This is a genomic window from Tardiphaga sp. vice154 (assembly GCF_007018645.1).
Taxonomy (GTDB): Bacteria; Pseudomonadota; Alphaproteobacteria; order Rhizobiales; family Xanthobacteraceae; genus Tardiphaga.
Window position 1 is genome coordinate 1,592,292 of sequence record NZ_CP041399.1, and the last position, 18,502, is coordinate 1,610,793.

Genomic DNA, 18,502 nt, shown 5'->3' on the forward strand with positions numbered 1-18,502 from the left:
GATCGCGGACAGAAAGCAGATTAAACAGAGATGTTGTCCGGTAGAGTCCGCAATGCGCTCTATAAAGTTGCGGCGATAAAATCAAAAAGTGCGAGGCTCGAGACAACCGAATGCTTGTTTGTAGTCCTTGCGGCGACCCTGACCCGATCGGAAGACAATAGGGTTTGCCGCAGCCATCGTGCAAGTCGCAAGCGCGATCTCGACCGCGGTACTCTCGCTCTCGGGCGGGGCTGAGCCAGACGGCATCCGGCTGGCGGATGCCGTCTAGACCACTGGGTGTGCTTAGTGCTTCGGCATGATGACTTGATCGATCGCGTGGATCACGCCATTAGAGGCGGCAACGTCGGCAATCACGACGGTCGCGCCATCTACCTTTACACCCGAGGTGGCGTCGACGGCAACTTCGCTGCCTTCGACGGTCTTGACGTGCATTGTCTTGCCGGCGATGTCAGCGGCCATCACCTTCCCTGGAAGCACATGGTAGGTCAGGATCTTAACCAGCTTTGCCTTGTTCTCGGGCTTGAGAAGGTCATCGACGGTGCCAGCCGGAAGCTTTGCGAAGGCGTCATCGGTGGGCGCGAATACGGTGAACGGGCCTGCGCTCTTCAGTGTCTCCACAAGGCCGGCGGCCTTGACTGCAGCCACGAGTGTTCCGAATTTGCCAGCGGCAACCGCAGTATCGACGATATCGTGCATGAGTTTTAACTCCTGTTGGATTAATTAATCGAACCACTGATAATACCGATACCAGGAGACGCTTTCTTGGCGCACCCTGGTCCGGGTAGAACACGACAGATCAATTGTCAGCTGACCTGTAGCACAGGTGCTCGATCTCGCGAGCGATGGTTTCGATACGTAAATAGTCTGTGCCTGAGGTTCTACGCGCCAGGTAACGAATTGGATCAGTCATATCGGCAAGCAGAACGATATTTTTATCTCCACTGTAAGACTTAATTGCGTCATACTTCCATCTTCGCGCGCCGGATTAGTTGCCAGCGCACGCGATTGTCGGATATCACTGCGATTATCGCTCCTAGAACCAACCTTACAGCTGCGGGAGACCCGGTCATTGGTGTGTTGCGGTGACGCAGTCCGCGGGCTCGCTCCGCCGATCGGCGTCGATAGGCACGCCGAGGTGGTTCTACACAAATTCGAAAGCATAGCAGTCCAGCATAGAATTTCCGTTTTCACCATTGGCCATTCCACGCGCCCCGTCGGTCAATTTATCGATATGCTCACTGCTTCGGAGGCACGATGATCATTATGCGCTCATTCGTAGTTTTATTGGGCAACAAGGCGCATAGCCAGAGTAGAAGTACACCGAGACTGCCAAGCAACGCTGCACGTGATTGATTTAGGGAGATAGACGGTGATCGGGACATCTGATTACCAGAGTGAGCTAAATTTCTATTTTGATCTGCGCTGCCGCATTTGGAAAAAGTCTACTCGCTGCTATCGCCGCCTGACGTACCCTTGAGAAACTTTGCTATCGTCGACAAATCCTTGTCGCCCCGCCCGCAGAGATTTACCACCATCAGGTGATCTTCTGGATTGGAGGGGGCGAGCTCGATTGCCTTAGCAATCGCATGCGCTGGCTCAAGAGCTGGGATGATGCCCTCAAGTCTGGAACACAGGCTCAAAGCGAACAGCGCCTCCTGGTCGGTTGCGGTGCTATAGATCACCCGGCCAACAGAATTCAACCACGCATGTTCCGGACCGATCCCGGGATAGTCTAGCCCGGCCGATATTGAGTGCCCTTCGGCGATTTGTCCGTCATCATCCATCAGAAGATAGGTGCGATTTCCATGCAGTACGCCGGGCCTCCCTCTGTTGATTGAAGCTGCATGCGAGGCGGTGTCCAAACCATGCCCGGCTGCTTCCACTGCATGCATGCTAACATTCATGTCGTCCAGGAATGGATGAAAAAGACCGATGGAGTTAGAGCCGCCGCCGACACATGCGATCAACGAGTCGGGTAACCGGCCTTCTGCCAGAAGCATTTGCGCCCGAGTTTCCCTGCCGATGACGCACTGAAAATCACGCACCATGACAGGATATGGATGCGGCCCCGCGACGGTGCCGATGCAGTAGAACGTATCGCCAACATTCGTCACCCAGTCGCGCAACGCCTCGTTCATTGCATCTTTCAGCGTCCCGGACCCCGACGCAACAGGCCGCACTTCTGCGCCAAGGATACGCATCCGAAGGACGTTCGCACTTTGCCGTTCCACATCGACGCATCCCATGTAAACGACGCATTTGAGGCCGAGGCGCGCGCACAAGGTCGCCGTCGCCACGCCGTGCATGCCAGCGCCTGTTTCAGCAATGATGCGCTGTTTTCCCATGCGAACCGCGATCAGAAGTTGCCCCAGGACATTGTTAATCTTGTGCGCGCCGGTGTGATTCAATTCGTCGCGCTTAAAGTAGATCTTGGCGCCGCCGAGATGCCGCGTTAGTCGCTCGGCGAAATAGAGAGGGCTCGGCCGTCCGACATAGTCTTTCATGTAGCTGTCGATCTCACCCCGAAAGACAGGGTCCTTCCTCGCGCTATCATAAGCAATCTCGAGGTCGAGGATGAGCGGCATCAAGGTTTCAGGAACGAAACGTCCGCCGAACGGACCAAAATGTCCCGTCGCATCAGGACTGGAGCCAACTAATTTCACGTCTTCAGCAATCATCCTGATTCCAAAATAAGTACGGCCGGGCAGCGGGCCAGCTCGGTGCATCCAGTCTGCAACAGTTCTTACGTCGTTAAGACGGCGTTGGATCACTGCGAGCCAACAAATTTATGGACGGGATACGTCTAGGTCTTAATGCAGCGCGATTGCAACGGATTACCGGTGGGTTGGTGAAGCGGCACGGTGCGCGTGGTAGTCGTTGAGGTTCGCCAGGAGCTGTTCATTCCGGGGCGCGATCTAGCTCGAGCAGGGCCTTGCGAAGCAAGGCCTTCACCGCCTCGACCGAAAGACCGAAACGCTGCGACAGCTGTTTGCGGGTTTCTTCGTGAAGATAGGCTGTCGCGAGGACAAGGCGCCCATGTGGCTCGGGCTCGCCACGCAGGCATACGCAATACTGTGCAGGTTGCTGGATAGCCAGCCATTCCGGATGCGTAAGACTATCACCTTGCGAAATAAGGCCGATATCGGCTTTGCGCAGATGGCCGATTGCGAGGTTGCGAACAATCGCAATCATCTAGTCGATTGGCAGATCTAGCGAGCCGTCGAAGCGCGCCGCATCTCTCCAGATCCTGACGTAGGTTAGTTGCACGGTCTCTTCGGCAAGGTCGCGGCTTTTCAGAATCAACAGAGCGACGTTGAAGAGCTTTCCGCCAGTCAGGCGATAGAGCTCGGCCAACGCAGCGGGTCCTCGCTGGCAACCCTTATTAAGAGGGCTGATTTCGCCGGTCTCGTGTTTCGAGGCGACGATCGATGGATCGCCAAGTGCGGCCTGCGATGGCTCCGGCGCCTGACGCCGCGGTTCGTTTCAGCGGCTGTTGCTGGGTCATGTTCTTCAAAGCCCCGCAAGTTGCAAGACAATGAAGCCGGAAAGTCCCGATAAGGCGGTGACAAACGATCTCCATGCCATATCGATCAGACTCATCTGGAGGGACCACCGTCTAAGCGTCGCAAGATTGGTCATGTCGGAAGTCGCGAAGGCCAATAATCCAAAGAGGGCGCCAGAAAGCATGACAGACGTCCAAGATCCGGCTGGATGAGCCGGAGCGATGACAAAGTAGACGATGCCCACGATATACATCAGGTAGAACGATATAGCCGCTTTCCAACCCGGCGTTTCTAGCATTATCTCGCCGATCGCGCTCCGGTAGAGACCGATAGTTCTGCTCAGCCAGACAAGATGGCGATCATAAAAACTCTCGCTGTTGCCAGATAGGCCGTCAAATATTTTACCATGTGACGTCCTGATGACCGCGCGAGTTCGTGTGGGTTTGCTTCAGATTCCAAAGAATGGCTGAAGCAATCGGGCAAAGATACTTTTGAACCTCAACGGCGCATCGGTAACTGCCAGACAGATGCAGTCGTCGCCGGTTCCAGCGTATGGCTGATGCTCGGTTCGTTCATCGGTCTCGGCGACGTCACCACGATACAAGATGATGTCGCGATCACAAAGGCTGCCACTCAGGACGAGCGTCAGCTCGCGACCGTTGTGGCCGTGCGAAGGAACCGTCATCCCGCTCCCAAACCGTAATAGGCGCGCCATTGAGCGAGTATCATCTGTTTGGATTACGACCTGGTGAACCTTTGGTGCGAGCCGCTTCCAGCGCAACTGGCTCACGTCTCCCCCGACGTACTCGCCAAGCGGTGCGGGCAGGAGAGGATGCGAAGACTGACTCGGTCGGTGCGGAGAAGGATCCACTGACTTCGGCGTTTGCGCATGCAACATCACATCAGCCATCATTGTCGGGGATACCGCTGTCTCTTCAAGAGAATCGAGCAGGTAGCCACCAAGCATGTCCGCCCCCGTCGCGCGTGACCGACAATGCGAACAAAGCGTCAGATGGGATGCGACCAGAAGGCTTGAGGCTTCATCCAGGCCGCCGGCCGCATAGCTGGTCAGAATGTCGTCACTGATGTGAAACTTTATCATTGGCCGCCAGACCCCTCGTTCGTTTTGATGGCCGAACGAATCTTTCCGAACGCGAGCCGTATGCGGGATTTGACGGTCCCCAAAGGTACGTTCAACTGCTTTGCAATCATGCCGTGCGAGAAATGTTGATAAAAAGAGAGCATGAGAACGTCCCGTTCGCTTGGCGAAAGGTCTTTCAGAATTTCCTGAACGCGATCGTTCATCTCATCCCGCTCAAGAAGATCGTACGGTCCTAGGGGATCGTCGGGTACAAAGGCGGGGTCACGAGGGTCAAATTGCGGCCGGCTACTTTTTCGGAACCGGTCGATGCTCAGATTTCTTGCAATCGTAAAGATCCATGTTGAAACGTTTGCCTTTGCTAGATCAAACTGATTGGCATTTGACCAAACCGAAACCATCGTCTCCTGAGTGATCTCTTCGGCAAGAGACGCGTCAGCTCCAAGCTTCATACAGTAGGTTTTGACGCGCGGCGCAAAATGCCGGAACACGTTCTCAAAGGCGGCGCGATCACGGGTCAGCGCAACACGGGTCATCGATTCTGCAAAGAGAACCCGCGCTGCATTTGTTTCGCTCGCCACTGGTGACTTTACGATCATTCCCGTCTCGGGTTGTCTCCGGTCGCTGCGGTGATTGGAGATTGTCTTCGAGGTCGACTGGCGACGACCATTGCACAAAATCGCCGAAATCCAACCATGCTTCAATGCGGCGCAAGAGACCGTTGTCCCGCCGCTCCGCGCCGCGGGCGCGAATGCAAGGACGGCATAAATCATCATGGTTGGTTCGCGATCGCGAGAAATTCCTGACGGGTTGAAGGATTGTCGCGAAAGCAGCCCAACATGCAGCTTGTCACCATTTCAGCACCTGTCTTGTGAACCTCGCGACTGGACATGCAGTGGTGTGTCGCTTTGAGAACGACGCCTACCCCTTGCGGCTGTAACGACTGCTGGACGGCTGAAGCTATCTCAGACGTCAGTCGCTCCTGAATCTGCAACCGCTTTGCATAGGCGTCAACAACGCGCGCCAGCTTTAAAAGACAAACAACGCGGCCATTTGGAACATAGGCAACCCATGCCTGGCCGACGATCGGCGTAAGATGGTGCTCGCAATGACTCTCCAATGCGATACCGCGAAGAATGACCATTTCCTCATAGCCGCCGGTCTCACCGAAGGTTTTGTTCAGTATCTCGATTGGATCCTGATTGTATCCGGCAAAGTATTCCTTGAACGCACGGGCGGCCCTGCTAGGCGTTTCGATAAGATCTTTGCGAAGCGGATCATCGCCTGACCATCGTATAATTGCCCGGAAAGCCGCTTCGACTTCTTCAAGCGAGGGCTTCTTTTGTTTGTCCGCCGCGAAGCGGCTGCCTTGTACGGTCACGGTACTGTCCTATTTACCAGTCGGCCGGAAGCTGGCGTTTTGATCCTGATCGATAAAGAAGTGGTGCCCGGTCGCGGGGCAACGACCGGGCACAATGCGGTCATCAGTAGCGGGGGCACTGCCTGATAACCGTATTAATGCTCTTACGGCTGGCGCGCGAATTTGGATCACACGATAGCAAATTCTTTTCGGCCAAGATGAGGCAAAGTCCGCCCTGGTTGCTTGGAATGATAATTGTGGCCGACCGCACCCGAACTCTGACCGGGCTCACGAAACCGTGATCGAAGGGGGCGATCGAACGAAGATTGAACCCGGTACAATCTTCATGATGAAGCAAATCGAAACCATCGCCGGCTCAGAAAGAAACAGCGGCACTGAACGCTCACGCCGGCGGTAGGCACCGCCTCGTCCTTTTATCGGGAGTGGAAGCAGCAGGCAGCAGGAGCGCTCCTAGGGGGTTGCCGGGCTTGGCACTTAGACCGGAAAGGCCTCGCGCATAGCCGACCTTTTTATCTGGCAGCTGCGTTAGAGCGTAAGCGTCGTCCGACCCCACCTTTCGGTAGATGTCCTGACCTGCGACCTTTCGGTCCTCTCGAACCGCTAGGCTTAGAATGGACACAGTGGATAGTGCTATCACCAAGCCGGTTCGCCGGCTGCAAGTGTTTACCGGTGCAGGTCGCAGGCGGACGTGGAGCGACGAGGACAAGGCGCGCATAGTCGCCGAGATCGAGCGCCGCGGCGACTCTGTTTCCAGCGTTGCGCGCCAGCATGGATTGTCGCCCGAGCAATTGTTCGGCTGGCGCCGGCGGGTTCGGGAAGCGGATGCGGCCGCGTCCGGGGATGACCTGCGGTTCGTTCCAGCTGTCGTCGATGCGGCGCCGTGCGACACAGCGGCACCGCGGCAATCCAAGACGCGGGCACATCGTCGGGACGGCCCCTTTTCCGGAACGATTGATGTTGCGATCGATGGCGTGACAGTGCGAACCAACGATATGCCCGGATGTTCCATCGAACAGGCCGTCAACGCTACCTTGAAGGACGTTTTTGACGATGCTGAGCGACTGCTGTTGAAGAGGCTCGCAGGAGTGACGCTCGGCGAAATCGCCAGAAGCTTTCCGCCTGTCGGCAAAACTCGCGGGGCGCGACGTCGCGCTTCGTGAATCATGAGGTTGATGATGCCGCTTCCATGAGCTGGTCTATTTCAAGTTGGCTCACCGTGGGGCGGGATCATCAAAATTCTCGCCTGCGAACGCGCTCTTGAAGCTTGAGAGGTATGTCAGCTTCTGGCGCAAAGCGGTCAATGGAACTGCATCTTTCTGTTGCCAAGGCAACTATTCTGTGAGAACTTTTCCAATGAGCGCAGAGCGATTAATCGCCGCGCCTGAGGGAGAGAAACGATGGTGGACCACGCCTGTGGTGCAGCAATCGCACGTGCGCGCGAACTTCTATTCGGAGGGCTCGCTGACGGCGTCGAGATTGCGGTGAATGCGGCGCAACAGGTCGATCAGCACTTCACGCTCCCGTTCGTCGAGGCAGGACAACAGCTTCCGTTCGCGTTCCAGCGCAGCGCCGATCACGGTGTCATGCTTGTCGCGCCCCTTCGCCGTCAACGCGATCGAATGGCTGCGGCCATCCAATCGATCGGTTTCGATCTTGATCAATCCACGTCCCTGCAGCGCTGCAAGCGTGCGGCTGACCGGGCCCTTGTCGAAGCCGATGACGTGGCAAATGCGCGACGCCGGGATGCCGGGCTCGATCGCCAGCAGCGACATGATCCGCCACTCGGTGACATTGACGCCGAAACGCTTTTGGTAAAACGCCGTCGCGCTGCGCGACAGCTTATTGGCAATGAATGTCACGAAGGCCGGGACGTAGCGCTCGAGATCCAGCAATTGTCGGGCATGCTCCGCAGCAGCCCCGGTTTTGGCGGACTTCCGGCCGGCCTTGCTCGTCCCGTTCATGCCCATGCCCATGCAATCCGACTCTCTCTGCCGCCAGGCCGGTGCGGCCGGCCGGGTCACTACGCCCAGACGTAAAGACAACCAGCCGCAATTGCCAAGAAGAAAAGCAGGAGCTTTCATGGTCGCAACAGATGCTTCACCCTCCGCCGTCAACACCGCGATCCTGGCGTTTGGCAGCAGCCCGCAGGGGGCCGGCTCGACACCATCGATTCCCCATTCGGATATCGATCCGTTCGCGATGGATTTCTTTGTCGATCCGCATCCGACGCATGAAGTGTTGCGCGAGGCAGGGCCTGTGGTTTACCTCGACAAATGGAACGTGTTTGCGGTGGCGCGCTACGCCGAAGTCCATGCCGTGCTCAACGATCCGCAAACGTTCTGCTCCAGTCGGGGCGCCGGGCTCAGCGACTTTGCCAAGGAAAAGCCGTGGCGGCCGCCGAGCCTGATCCTCGAAGCCGATCCGCCGGAACATACACGGACCCGAGCGGTGCTGAGCAAGGTGTTGTCGCCGGCGGTGATGAAGCAGTTGCGCGACGGCTTTGCCGCAGCCGCAGATGCAAAGGTCGATGAACTGCTGCAAAAAGGCAGCTTCGACGCCATCAGCGATCTCGCCGAGGCCTATCCGCTGTCGGTATTTCCCGATGCAATGGGGTTGCAACAGGAGGGACGCGAGCACCTGCTGCCCTATGCCGGCCTGGTGTTCAACGCCTTCGGCCCGCCGAACGAATTGCGCGAAGCCGCGATCGCGCGCTCGGCGCCGCATCAGGCTTACGTGCTGGAGCAGTGCCAGCGCGACAATCTCGCGCCCGGCGGATTCGGCGCCTGCATCCACGCCCGTGTCGATAGCGGCGACATCACAGCGGCCGAAGCGCCGCTGCTGGTACGCTCGCTTCTGTCGGCCGGGCTCGATACCACGGTGAACGGCATCGGCGCAGCGGTCTATTGCCTGGCGCGATATCCGCAGGAATTTGCCCGGCTGCGCGCCGATCTGTCGCTGGCCCGCAACGCTTTCGAGGAAGCCGTGCGCTATGAGAGCCCGGTGCAGACCTTCTTCCGCACCACGACGCGGGAGGTCGAGATCAGCGGCTATCATGTCGGCGAAGGCGAGAAGGTCCTGATGTTCCTGGCGGCCGCCAACCGCGATCCGCGGCGCTGGGCTGAGCCTGATCGCTACGATATCACGCGCAAGACTTCCAGCCATGTCGGCTTCGGATCCGGCATCCATATGTGCGTTGGCCAACTGGTGGCCCGGCTTGAGGGCGAAGTGATGCTTTCCGCACTGGCACGCAAGGTTGCGGCGATCGAGATTATCGGGGAGCCGACGCGCCGCTTCAACAACACGCTGCGGGGGCTGGAAAGCCTGCCGGTCAAGCTCACCGCCGCCTGAGGAGATTCCGTGCCAAGTGTCACCTATATCCATTCCGACGGCCGCTCCGAGACCGTCGATGCCCGCGATGGCGACAGCGCGATGATCACGGCGATGCAGAGCGGCGTCGACGGCATCGTCGGCGAGTGCGGCGGCGGGCTGGTCTGCGCCACCTGTCACGTCTATGTCGACGATTCCTGGATGGAGCGGGTCGGAACCGCCGCGGCCGACGAAGACGAGATGCTGGAAGGCGTGGCGGCCGAGCGGAGCCCGAACAGCCGGCTGTCGTGCCAGATAAAAATGAGCGATGCGCTCGATGGCCTCGTGCTGCGATTGCCGGACCGGCAATTCTAGTTCTTAGAACGACGCGCCCGGCAACGTCCGGACCCGCGAAACAACAGGGAGGGAATAAGATGAAGAACGTGAAGACAGTTCTGGCGGCGGCGGCATCGTGCCTGATGGCCAGCGCCGCGCAGGCGCAGATTTCCGACGATGTCGTGCGCGTCGGCGTGCTCAACGACATTTCCGGCGTATTCCAAGACACCAATGGCATGGGCTCGGTGGAAGCTGCGCGGATGGCCGCGGAGGATTTCAACGGCGGCGGCAAAAACATCAGGGTCGAGATCGTCTACGCCGACCACCAGAACAAGGCCGATGTCGGCTCCGGCATTGCGCGCAAATGGCTCGATGTTGAGAAGGTCGATGCCATCGTCGACGTGCCGAATTCATCGGTCGGGCTGGCGATCAACAACATCGCGCGCAACACCAAGATGACCTTCCTGGCGTCATCCACCGCCACCTCCGACCTGACCGGCAAGGATTGTTCGCCGAACACCATCCAGTGGGTCAACGACGCCTGGGCCACCGGCAACACCACGGCTGCGGCGATGATGCAGCGTGGCGGTGACGACTGGTACTTCCTCACGGTCAATTACGCGCTCGGACAGGGCATCGAGGCCGAGGCCAGCAACTACATCACCAAGAATGGCGGCAAGGTGCTTGGCTCCTCGAAGCACCCGCTCGGCACCTCGGATTTCGCTTCGCTGCTGCTGCAGGCGCAGGGCTCCAAGGCCAAGGTCATTGGCCTCGCCAATGCCGGCGCCGACACCATCAACGCGGTCAAGCAGGCCGGCGAATTCGGCATGCAGGACGGCCCTCAGAAACTGGTGGCGTTCCTGATCTTCATCAACGACGTCCACGGCATGGGACTCAAGGCCGCACAGGGACTGCTGCTGACCGAGTCATTCTACTGGGATCTCGACGACGACACCCGCGCCTTCGCCAAGCGTTTCGCGCAGCGCCCCGGTATGAACGGAAAGATGCCGAGCGGCAACCAGGCTGGCGTTTACGCATCGACGCTGGCCTATCTGAATGCGGTAGTGGCCAAGGGCAGCGACGATGCCGGTGTGGTCGTGCCGCAGATGAAGACGTTCAAAGGCAAGGACAAATTGTTTGGAGACATCACAATCCGCGCTGACGGCCGCGTCACCCATCCGATCTATCTGTTCGAGATAAAGAAGCCTTCAGAATCAAAATACCCCTACGATTATTACAAGCTGCTTTCAACGGTGCCCGCTGAGAAGGCCTTCCGTCCGATTGAGCAGGGCGGCTGCTCGCTGGTAAAATAGGGCTGGAGGAACCGGGCGCTGGAGGGCGCCCGGCATACCAAGTCGCGGGCAGTGGCGGCCGCTCTTGGCGCGAAGTGGCCACCGGCGTGGGGCCGGTGGCCATGGTCTAGAGCTCGATCTGTTCTGCCATGCTTAGAGCGTCGTCTACCTCGATGCCTAAATATCGAACCGTGCTCTCCAACTTCGTGTGACCGAGCAGGAGTTGAACCGCTCGTAGGTTACCGGTCTTTCGGTAGAGGTGCGCTGCCTTGGTCCGACGCATCGTGTGCGTGCCATACAATTTCGTGTCTAGGCCTATGCTTTCCACCCACCTGTGCACCAGTCGAGCATATTGGCGGGTAGATATGTGGAGACTTGCATGAAGGCGACTTGGAAAGAGAAATCGCGTGCCCTTAGCTCGGAGCATCGGCAGGCAGGCTTCAATGGAATTTCTTGATTGCTCCGTGATTTCGAATTGCACTGGTCGCCCTGTCTTCTTTTGAACGATCGTCGCTCGGTTTCGTACTTTAGCTCCCGAGAAAATGTCGTCCAGACGCAGCTTGACGAGGTCGCAAGCTCGAAGTTTGCTGTCGATCGCCAGGTTGAAGATTGCAAGATCGCGCTTCGATCCTGCGAGTTCTAGGCGAACGCGGATGGACCAGACGTGTTTTGGCTCGAGCGGCTTCTTCTGACCGACAAGCAATCCCTTGTTCCAAGATTGCTGCGTTTTAGCGGTAAGACGTGCAGACATGAGGAGGCCTCCGCCGTCCCGCCCACCGCATCGCTCACCGCGAGCAAGCCAATCTATTCTGACTTTCTGGTTTAGTCCGATCGAACAGATTTCTGGCTGGCCGCCTATGGCGCAGAGCGGACAATGGGTGGATCGCTCATTCCGATGTGAGCAATCCGTCGGCGAGAACAGAGCAGCTCTTGGCAATCTCGCTGGCGTCCGCACATTGGCATCGCCAAGTCCTTCAAAACGAATTCAGATGCTGCGATCCGGTCAGCGCCATTGGCCATCGGCGCCCTGCACATCACCCATCCAATTCACTTTCAGCCGGTCGACACAATTTCTTGGCGCAGGTGATGCATAAGGTAGCGCGGGCATATGGGAAGTCCACTTTATCAAGTTAGATTGCTAGGCACGCGGCGAGCCGGAAGACGGAGCTCATCTGAGTTTGGTGTAGAAGAGGGTATCGAGGCGGAGTTTTACGAATGGTCGGGGCGCCTCGGCGTCGCCGTGCTGAGCCGATCATCATCGGAAAAGCAATCGAACAAGGTTTCGCTTCGGCCGGGAGAGGTGCAACGACCGAGTGCAATACGATTGTGGTTTGCGGCATACAGGAAATGCCGTGATTAGATACCGATGGCATTAAATCTCCGTGGCGCCTGGAATTTAGGCTGCGCCTAGCACGATGAGGCGTGGGTCAGAACTAGGGATCGTTTAGGGCATTAAGTGGCGTAGAAAGTCGGTCCGTTTTCGGCCCAACTGACGGTAACAGTCCCCAGCCGGCTGCACGGATCGTCATCAGATTGAGATCCAGTTCGAATTTATACAGCTCCCAACCGGACCAATGCCTAGGCTCAAGCTCGGCGAGCTCAAGAGGAAAGTCGACGTCGTCGACATCCGGCATTTCATCCCGCTCTGCCATGAACAAAATGACTGACTTCGTAAGCTCGCTGCCGCACAGGTCCAATAACCGCTTGAGATTTGCCTCGTGATCGGGATGTCGCTTCGTCAAATGTTCGTGAAGCAGTCTATAAGCCAGCTGCGTACCAGCGTTTTTGCTGATCCGGTGACGCACATCCTCGGCAAATCCCAAAGGAGGCGGGGGCGGCTCCGGAATTGCGACCTTAATTTCCGGAAAGGGATCCAGATCGCCGAGCATTTTACTGATCACGGCGTCAGCATCTGGTTTTGCCACCCAATGCGACGGAAGAGCGCCGGGGACTGAGCGGCGTGCCGCCTCGAGCAGGTCGGCGGGCGTTTGAGCTAATGCTGGATCAACGTAAATTTGTGCGTTCCCGATCCGGGTGGACGCCAGCAAGAGCCCTGCCCATACCTGCCGAGGATTGGTGAGTTTGATGACAAGATTTGTATTGGACGGCGCGTCCCAGGCATCTCTGATCGAGATGGCATCTGCTGAGCGGATCGCCGGACCATTCACGAAGTGGAGCCTGGCCACTTCGCCGTGACGGACCACCTCAATCCAACCGGCAACCGCGTCGATGGCCACAACCTGCGCCAACTGGTGGGCATCCATCGAGCTGGGAAGCCCCCTTCGTCCTAGGGTTACGATCCATGCGCCAATCGAAAGCGTTATCTCGCCGTGCGGTCCCGCAAGAGTCTGTCGTTCTTCATTAGCTCCCGCAAGCCGCCGGGCAGTCTTGATCGTGTTGTTGACGTCTTCCACCGCCGCAGGATTGTCGAGAACCATGATCTGTAGCGCGTCGCCGATGCGAACGTCCGGGCGCGTGCTGAAATTGATGACACCCAGGTTGACCATCGCTTCAACGCCCCGACGCAGCAGCCCCGATCGAAGCAGGCGTTCGATGGTCGGCATCCGGCCTTCGTCTTGATCGACGGAGAAGTCGGACTGGGGCCGGTCGGCAACATGAGCGGCAAGACCCCGGCATACGATACCTGTCTGACGGCCTTGGTCGTGCCCGAGCAGCAGAGCGGATCCACTTTCGTTCGCTGAAATAATCAGTCGTGCCAAGCGCCGATCATCGACCAGCTCGGCGCGTGGAACCATGATGAGACGCCCGCGCTCTATGTAAACGCCCCTCTTACGTCCTCTTACACGCTGGTCGGGCGTGCCCATCACCATGTCGAGCGTGCCCAACACCGGGTGATAATCCGCCAGGGCCTGAGCGGCTCTTTCGCAGTGGGACAGTGCGCTTCCGAGGATCAACGGAGGTTTGCCCTGTTTGTGCGTTCCGTAAAGTTCGGAAAGCCGTTCCGCGACGGCATCATGATCAGCCCTGGTCACAGCGGCTATTTTGTCGCCGGCCCGATCGATGAGCTTGGCGGTTCGGTCCATAAGGCGTGCGATACGACGGGTCGTTACGTAACGTTGCTTCGTCGGTTCGGCCGTATCGGTCAGCGAGGTGACGTTTTCATCCACCAGAATACGATCCACCTGGGCGCGCCTGTCATCCTCATTGTCGATGAATCGAGCACAGAGCCGATGCAACTCGGCGACGCGGAGCGCTGAGCGGCCTTTTAGCAGGCCTTCGATCAGATGCGTCGGGCTTCCCTTGATCATGTTAAGATTGGCGAGACGCCTTTGCTGACGCTGAATGTTGATCCACTGCGTGGAGATACCGTCTGGAATTTTTGCGCGAACATGTCGCTCCGGCGCTGGCGCCGGTGGATCGACAACGAGATCCATGCCGCGTTCGGTGAAGAACGTTTGTTGGATTTCCCAGCTGAGATCCGGCCAGCCGGTTCCCTCCGCTACGCGGATTTCGTCACCGTATGATCCAAAACGGGCGAAGAGATTCTGAATCTTCAGGCCGAACGAACCGTCGGGATTCATTGGTCGAAGGCCGATGTCCGCATGTGCGTGACGATTGATCGAGGCGTTGTGGATCGCGAGGTGGATCGGAATTGGATGCGATCCGCACGGATAGCGTACGATCCTCCGTGCAATGATCAGCGCTTCGTTTAGCGAAACTTCGAACTCGGGAGGGAGCGCCACAATCACCGCCATTACGACTTGCGGCTTACGGATCCGCGCGGACAGCGGCGTGCGGATCTTTCGAAGTTCAACCGCATCCAGTGCATGGGCAAGAACCGCGGGTTCCAGAAAATATTGGGGCACATTCGGCGGCAGAAGAACCTCGACGTGAGCGAGGTCGTCGCGCAGATGGGAATAGTCGAACAGTGGAACTTCAGCCCGAGGATCTGCCATGACGGCGCGTCCGACATAGGCAAAATCCCATGTCGCACTCGAATATTTGGCCAGTTTGATTGGTCGCGCCAGTACGAATGGGATTGCCAACAACGGGCCCTTTCCACATTTAATATATTGAGCGTCGCAGAGAGATTTGAAAGCCGCAAGCCGCGGGTTTTTCGAAGTTGGCGTTTTCTCACATCCATGATGTTCTGCGGTCGTGAAACAGAGGACGATCGCATGCAACGACAGACAACGCTTGTTCGTGAAATTGAGTCGCTCCAAGCCAAAATCGCAGTGCGTCGCCAGGATCGCGCGCGCATCGACGACGAGATCTCGGATCTCGTGGCAGCCAATAAAGCGAAAATTATGATGCTTGTGGCAACCACTTTCGAACGGTTGGATCTTAGCAACGTCCCGGTAAGTACGCTGTTGTTGTCTCTCTCGAAAGTCACCGCGGACACTGTCCATCAGCCCACAAGCCTGGCCGCTGCTGGTAACATCCCGGCCTTCGTGCGGTTCGGACGGAACGCGTCGCCCTCGAACCGCGAGCTGCTCGTGGATGCTGGCCTGCACTGGAATGGACGGGAGGGCGGGTGGGTCGGTCAAGTCACGGAGGCGCAGATTGCTGATCTACGCCGCACGTTCGGCGGGCGTCTGGAGAAGCCGGAGGCTATCCGTGCGGAGATGACCCGGGCAGGCCCCTTGGATACACTCAGGAGCCGCTGTCCTCCGACGTGGAGACCGTCGTGACGTCGCCCGAGGGCGGCCAGTGGCCCGCCTCGACGGCGTTTTCGAAAGATCTCAATGCATCGGGCAAGCTGCCGCCGCCGGCCGGCTTCCCGCTTCGGCGCCTGCCCGTGACCTGAGCGGCATAGTGGCGCGGAGGTCGACTGTCCCAAGCCGGTGTACGTCGTGCCATCGTTGAGCGCCTGCGCATGTTCTACCGCTCTTGCAGCATGACGCACTAAGGTGCTACACGAGGCGAGTGTTGCTCCGGATTCTTGAGTGATTTCAGTGGCGTACAGATGGCGCCGATCAGGCTGCGTACCCTCCCGCCCCAGCCAATAATAACAAGGGCTTAGCAATCGACGAGCACGCATCTTGCTAAGCAAGTCGACCCCAAGTCGACGCCGGCTCACGCTTCGGGTGCCTCATCGGTAATGACCGTCCTCAATTTCGCGAGCGAAGTGCTCCAGGTCCGGTGCTTCCTGCATTTCCTTCGCCTGTCTCAACCGATCGATAATCTGATCGTCTGTCATTTTCCGATAGCCCTCGATTCTTAACAATGCTCGATCGAGCTGAACTGCTTTCAACCGACTCCGCCTTGCAGGCTGCTCCGCCAGAAGAAGCAGAGGCTGCATAGTTAAGCGAGCAAGCTGAAATACCGGCGATTTCGTAGGTGCGCCCTGTTTTGTTTTACTGTCGTTAGACGGGATCGTAGACGGGACTCCACGAGGAAGAGCTTCGAAAACAAACCAAAAATAAAGTACGAGAAAAAGATCAACGGGCTTGCGTTTGTTAACGCTGAGGCCTTTTTCGCAAAGCGCTATCAACGGGTCTAGCTCGCTCTCGAATGACCCTCGTTGCGCCAGCGCAAGTTCAGGCTTGATCGATGCAGCCATTGGCGGTCTAGGTTCTGGAACCGAGGATATCCTGATGGCCAAAATCGACAGTTCGCTGGTAGCCGACCTGCCTCTGTTCGCAGGCCTGTCAACTGCCGACCTCGACGCGATCCTGAGCGAGGCCCGTTCTGTGCGGATCGCAAAGAACACAGCGGTGTTCGAGCATGGCGACGAAGCGCACTCTTTCTTCGTGCTGCTGCACGGACACGTCCGCGCCAGCAAGACTACACCGACGGGTGAACAGATCGTGGTGCGCTATGTCGCGACGGGAGAAACTTTCGGGGTTGCCAAGGCCATCGGCCTGCAACGGTATCCCGCGACGGCGATCGCAGTCGTCGACAGCGTAGTGCTCGCCTGGTCGTCAGAAATCTGGCCACGGCTGGTCGAGCAGTTCCCGGCGCTCGCCGCCAATACCTTGCAGACCGTCGGCGCGCGTCTCCAGGAGACCCATACTCGCGTCGTCGAGATGTCGACCGAACAAGTTGAGAAGCGCATCGCGCACGCGCTGTTGCGGCTAGTCAATCAATCCGGACGCAAGGTCGACCACGGCGTTGAAATCGACTTCCCGATCAGCCGACAGGATATCGCGCAGATGACCGGGACCACCCTTCACACGGTAAGCCGCACCCTGAGTGCTTGGGAAAGCAAGGGCCTAGTGGAGAGCAGCCGCCAGAAGATCGTCGTCCGCGAACCGCACAAGCTATTCATGTTGGCAGAGGAAAAGCCGGACGAAGCACCCTCGTTCAAGCGGTGATGGTTTCCCTCGCAGCGCGCAACGCGGTCAGGAACGCGTCGCGATCGACGCCATGCTCCATGCATGCGTCGTCCACCGAATGAAACGCGGAAATAGGACAACCGATGCATTCCATCCTGAAATCCAGGAACACACGGATAGTCTCAGGTCTGGCCCTCATCATCTCGCCGACGATAGTGTCAAAGCCAATGGGCATTCGTGCCTCCGTTCCGGATGCATCCATGCGCCTCGAGGCGGCGGCGCTCTTTGTTCGGGAGCAAGCAGTTCGACGATAAGCCGGCGTCTTCGCAGTTTGCTCTGCGGTAGGAGCGCGTGACTGATTCGCGCTGGATGCTCGACGATCGACAAGCAGATGCGATACCGGTGTACCGCCTTATTCGGCTAAGGTCGCAGCGATTGTTCGCAAATCGGCGAGCCTGGTGATCGCCCGAGCAGCGAGCTTCTGTGTGAGCTCAAGCTGGTCTTGGTCGCCGGCATGATCGGCCTCGTCGAGATAGATCGACGACAGCTGTTCCGCACGGCGAATAGCACGACGCCTCGCTTCAATCGTGCCTGAGGCCTGGACGTTGCTGGGCATGGGCGCGTCAACGTCATTTCCTGTCGCGGCAAGCAGATGGCGGCGAACGACCAGCGGAAGGGCTCGTGCCCATTCGATAATGTCTTTCTGAAGCAGACTTTCGAGCAGCGCTGCCAGCGGGATGTCGCTGCTGCCGTCCGGCGATTGCTCTCCGTGAACATGACGTTCGCTGCGCCAGGCGAGACGGCGCTCGCGACGCAGTTCGTTGGCATCATGTAGCGCCTCGCGCGCCATATCCTCGCCGGCGGCGCGCACAGCGCTGTTTTCGGCGAGTGCCGCGACATAGGTCCAGAACACGAAGCCGCGCTCGCGATGGCGAACGGCAAGCGCCCATACCAGGTAGGGAGTCGTGAGAGATGAGCTTGCGAGTTCAAGCAATTCTTCGGCGGGAACAAGATCGGTCGGCGCCCAGTTCAGTTGCGTTAAGTCCGGTAGCTTGCTTAACTCGGCGACGCAGGTTAGGCTGACGGCCTGCGCGCGTTGGAGCGCGTTGTGTTGAATCTTTTCGAATACAGATCGGACGGGTCCGAAAGACTCCTCGCAATCAGTTTCGGAATATCTTCCATATCGGCGCGCTGCCGTTTCCGCTTGATCAAATGCAATTGCATAGAGTTCCGCCGTCGTCTCGACCGGGGCGCGCGGTTCGTTAGTCAACAGCAATTCCGTGCGCATCGTTGATACCCCTGGCTACAAGTTGGCGATCGAACAGTAAGTTTGTTCTAGCGCAAAG

General features: G+C 58.1%; 19 protein-coding genes. 5 read left to right on the forward strand and 14 right to left on the reverse strand.

The annotated features are described in order from the left end of the window. Window positions 1–282: 282 nt before the first annotated feature. The 8 genes from FIU28_RS07440 to folE all read right to left on the reverse strand — a co-directional run bounded on the left by FIU28_RS07440 (window position 283) and on the right by folE (window position 5,983). Window positions 283–696, reverse strand: coding sequence for a fasciclin domain-containing protein (locus tag FIU28_RS07440; protein ID WP_143572334.1), 414 nt, complete (start codon window positions 694–696; stop codon window positions 283–285). A gap of 746 nt (window positions 697–1,442) precedes the next feature. Further along, a complete protein-coding gene (trpB, locus tag FIU28_RS07445; RefSeq protein WP_143572335.1) occupies window positions 1,443–2,678 on the reverse strand; it encodes a tryptophan synthase subunit beta in 1,236 nt (411 codons plus the stop codon). A 220-nt stretch (window positions 2,679–2,898) separates the two neighbouring features. After that, window positions 2,899–3,192: a sigma factor-like helix-turn-helix DNA-binding protein gene (locus tag FIU28_RS07450; RefSeq protein ID WP_143572336.1), complete on the reverse strand. Its 294-nt coding sequence runs from the start codon at window positions 3,190–3,192 to the stop codon at window positions 2,899–2,901. Beyond that, the gene (locus FIU28_RS07455; protein ID WP_168202881.1) at window positions 3,193–3,354 is read right to left on the reverse strand and encodes a sigma factor; all 162 of its coding nucleotides are present in this window, start codon (window positions 3,352–3,354) and stop codon (window positions 3,193–3,195) included. Between the two features lie 156 nt (window positions 3,355–3,510). Further along, window positions 3,511–3,801 (reverse strand): DUF2177 family protein, encoded by a 291-nt coding sequence (locus FIU28_RS07460; protein ID WP_246660907.1) that lies wholly within the window; start codon window positions 3,799–3,801, stop codon window positions 3,511–3,513. A gap of 150 nt (window positions 3,802–3,951) precedes the next feature. Further along, on the reverse strand, window positions 3,952–4,605 hold the full coding sequence (locus FIU28_RS07465) for a ChrR family anti-sigma-E factor (RefSeq protein ID WP_143572338.1): 654 nt from the start codon (window positions 4,603–4,605) through the stop codon (window positions 3,952–3,954). Further along, window positions 4,602–5,378: a sigma-70 family RNA polymerase sigma factor gene (locus tag FIU28_RS07470; RefSeq protein ID WP_368039336.1), complete on the reverse strand. Its 777-nt coding sequence runs from the start codon at window positions 5,376–5,378 to the stop codon at window positions 4,602–4,604. Before FIU28_RS07470 ends, FIU28_RS07465 begins: the two co-directional genes overlap by 4 nt. Then, window positions 5,375–5,983, reverse strand: coding sequence for a GTP cyclohydrolase I FolE (gene folE, locus FIU28_RS07475; RefSeq protein ID WP_143572339.1), 609 nt, complete (start codon window positions 5,981–5,983; stop codon window positions 5,375–5,377). Before folE ends, FIU28_RS07470 begins: the two co-directional genes overlap by 4 nt. 611 nt (window positions 5,984–6,594) lie before the next feature. Here folE and tnpA point away from each other — a divergent pair. Further along, the gene (tnpA, locus tag FIU28_RS26890; protein WP_246660908.1) at window positions 6,595–7,143 is read left to right on the forward strand and encodes an IS66-like element accessory protein TnpA; all 549 of its coding nucleotides are present in this window, start codon (window positions 6,595–6,597) and stop codon (window positions 7,141–7,143) included. Between the two features lie 285 nt (window positions 7,144–7,428). On the opposite strand, the gene FIU28_RS07490 is transcribed toward tnpA, so the two are convergent. After that, window positions 7,429–7,944, reverse strand: coding sequence for a MarR family winged helix-turn-helix transcriptional regulator (locus FIU28_RS07490; protein WP_143576090.1), 516 nt, complete (start codon window positions 7,942–7,944; stop codon window positions 7,429–7,431). Between the two features lie 118 nt (window positions 7,945–8,062). On the opposite strand from FIU28_RS07490, the gene FIU28_RS07495 reads away from it, so the two are divergent. Genes FIU28_RS07495 through FIU28_RS07505 form a run of 3 tightly spaced genes read left to right on the forward strand, consistent with a single transcriptional unit; the run spans window position 8,063 to window position 10,938 of the window. Beyond that, the gene (locus FIU28_RS07495; RefSeq protein ID WP_143572340.1) at window positions 8,063–9,331 is read left to right on the forward strand and encodes a cytochrome P450; all 1,269 of its coding nucleotides are present in this window, start codon (window positions 8,063–8,065) and stop codon (window positions 9,329–9,331) included. A 9-nt stretch (window positions 9,332–9,340) separates the two neighbouring features. Next, a complete protein-coding gene (locus FIU28_RS07500) occupies window positions 9,341–9,664 on the forward strand; it encodes a 2Fe-2S iron-sulfur cluster-binding protein (RefSeq protein WP_143572341.1) in 324 nt (107 codons plus the stop codon). Window positions 9,665–9,723: 59 nt separating this feature from the next. Continuing rightward, window positions 9,724–10,938, forward strand: a complete 1,215-nt coding sequence (locus FIU28_RS07505; protein WP_143572342.1) for an ABC transporter substrate-binding protein — start codon at window positions 9,724–9,726, stop codon at window positions 10,936–10,938. Window positions 10,939–11,044: 106 nt separating this feature from the next. On the opposite strand, the gene FIU28_RS07510 is transcribed toward FIU28_RS07505, so the two are convergent. The 3 genes from FIU28_RS07510 to FIU28_RS07520 all read right to left on the reverse strand — a co-directional run bounded on the left by FIU28_RS07510 (window position 11,045) and on the right by FIU28_RS07520 (window position 16,441). Next, window positions 11,045–11,668, reverse strand: coding sequence for a tyrosine-type recombinase/integrase (locus FIU28_RS07510; RefSeq protein WP_143572343.1), 624 nt, complete (start codon window positions 11,666–11,668; stop codon window positions 11,045–11,047). Between the two features lie 682 nt (window positions 11,669–12,350). After that, window positions 12,351–15,287, reverse strand: a complete 2,937-nt coding sequence (locus tag FIU28_RS07515; protein ID WP_143572344.1) for a MobA/MobL family protein — start codon at window positions 15,285–15,287, stop codon at window positions 12,351–12,353. A gap of 683 nt (window positions 15,288–15,970) precedes the next feature. Next, window positions 15,971–16,441, reverse strand: a complete 471-nt coding sequence (locus tag FIU28_RS07520) for a hypothetical protein (protein WP_143572345.1) — start codon at window positions 16,439–16,441, stop codon at window positions 15,971–15,973. A gap of 34 nt (window positions 16,442–16,475) precedes the next feature. Here FIU28_RS07520 and FIU28_RS07525 point away from each other — a divergent pair, with 34 nt between their 5' ends. After that, on the forward strand, window positions 16,476–17,195 hold the full coding sequence (locus FIU28_RS07525; protein WP_143572346.1) for a Crp/Fnr family transcriptional regulator: 720 nt from the start codon (window positions 16,476–16,478) through the stop codon (window positions 17,193–17,195). Here the strand turns inward: FIU28_RS07525 and FIU28_RS07530 are convergent. Together FIU28_RS07530 and FIU28_RS07535 are read right to left on the reverse strand one after the other, a co-directional pair. Beyond that, entirely contained in the window at window positions 17,185–17,391 is a 207-nt protein-coding gene (locus FIU28_RS07530) for a DUF1858 domain-containing protein (RefSeq protein WP_143572347.1), read from the reverse strand. The genes FIU28_RS07525 and FIU28_RS07530 overlap by 11 nt on opposite strands. A gap of 177 nt (window positions 17,392–17,568) precedes the next feature. Next, window positions 17,569–18,444, reverse strand: coding sequence for a hypothetical protein (locus FIU28_RS07535; RefSeq protein WP_143572348.1), 876 nt, complete (start codon window positions 18,442–18,444; stop codon window positions 17,569–17,571). Window positions 18,445–18,502: the final 58 nt, after the last annotated feature.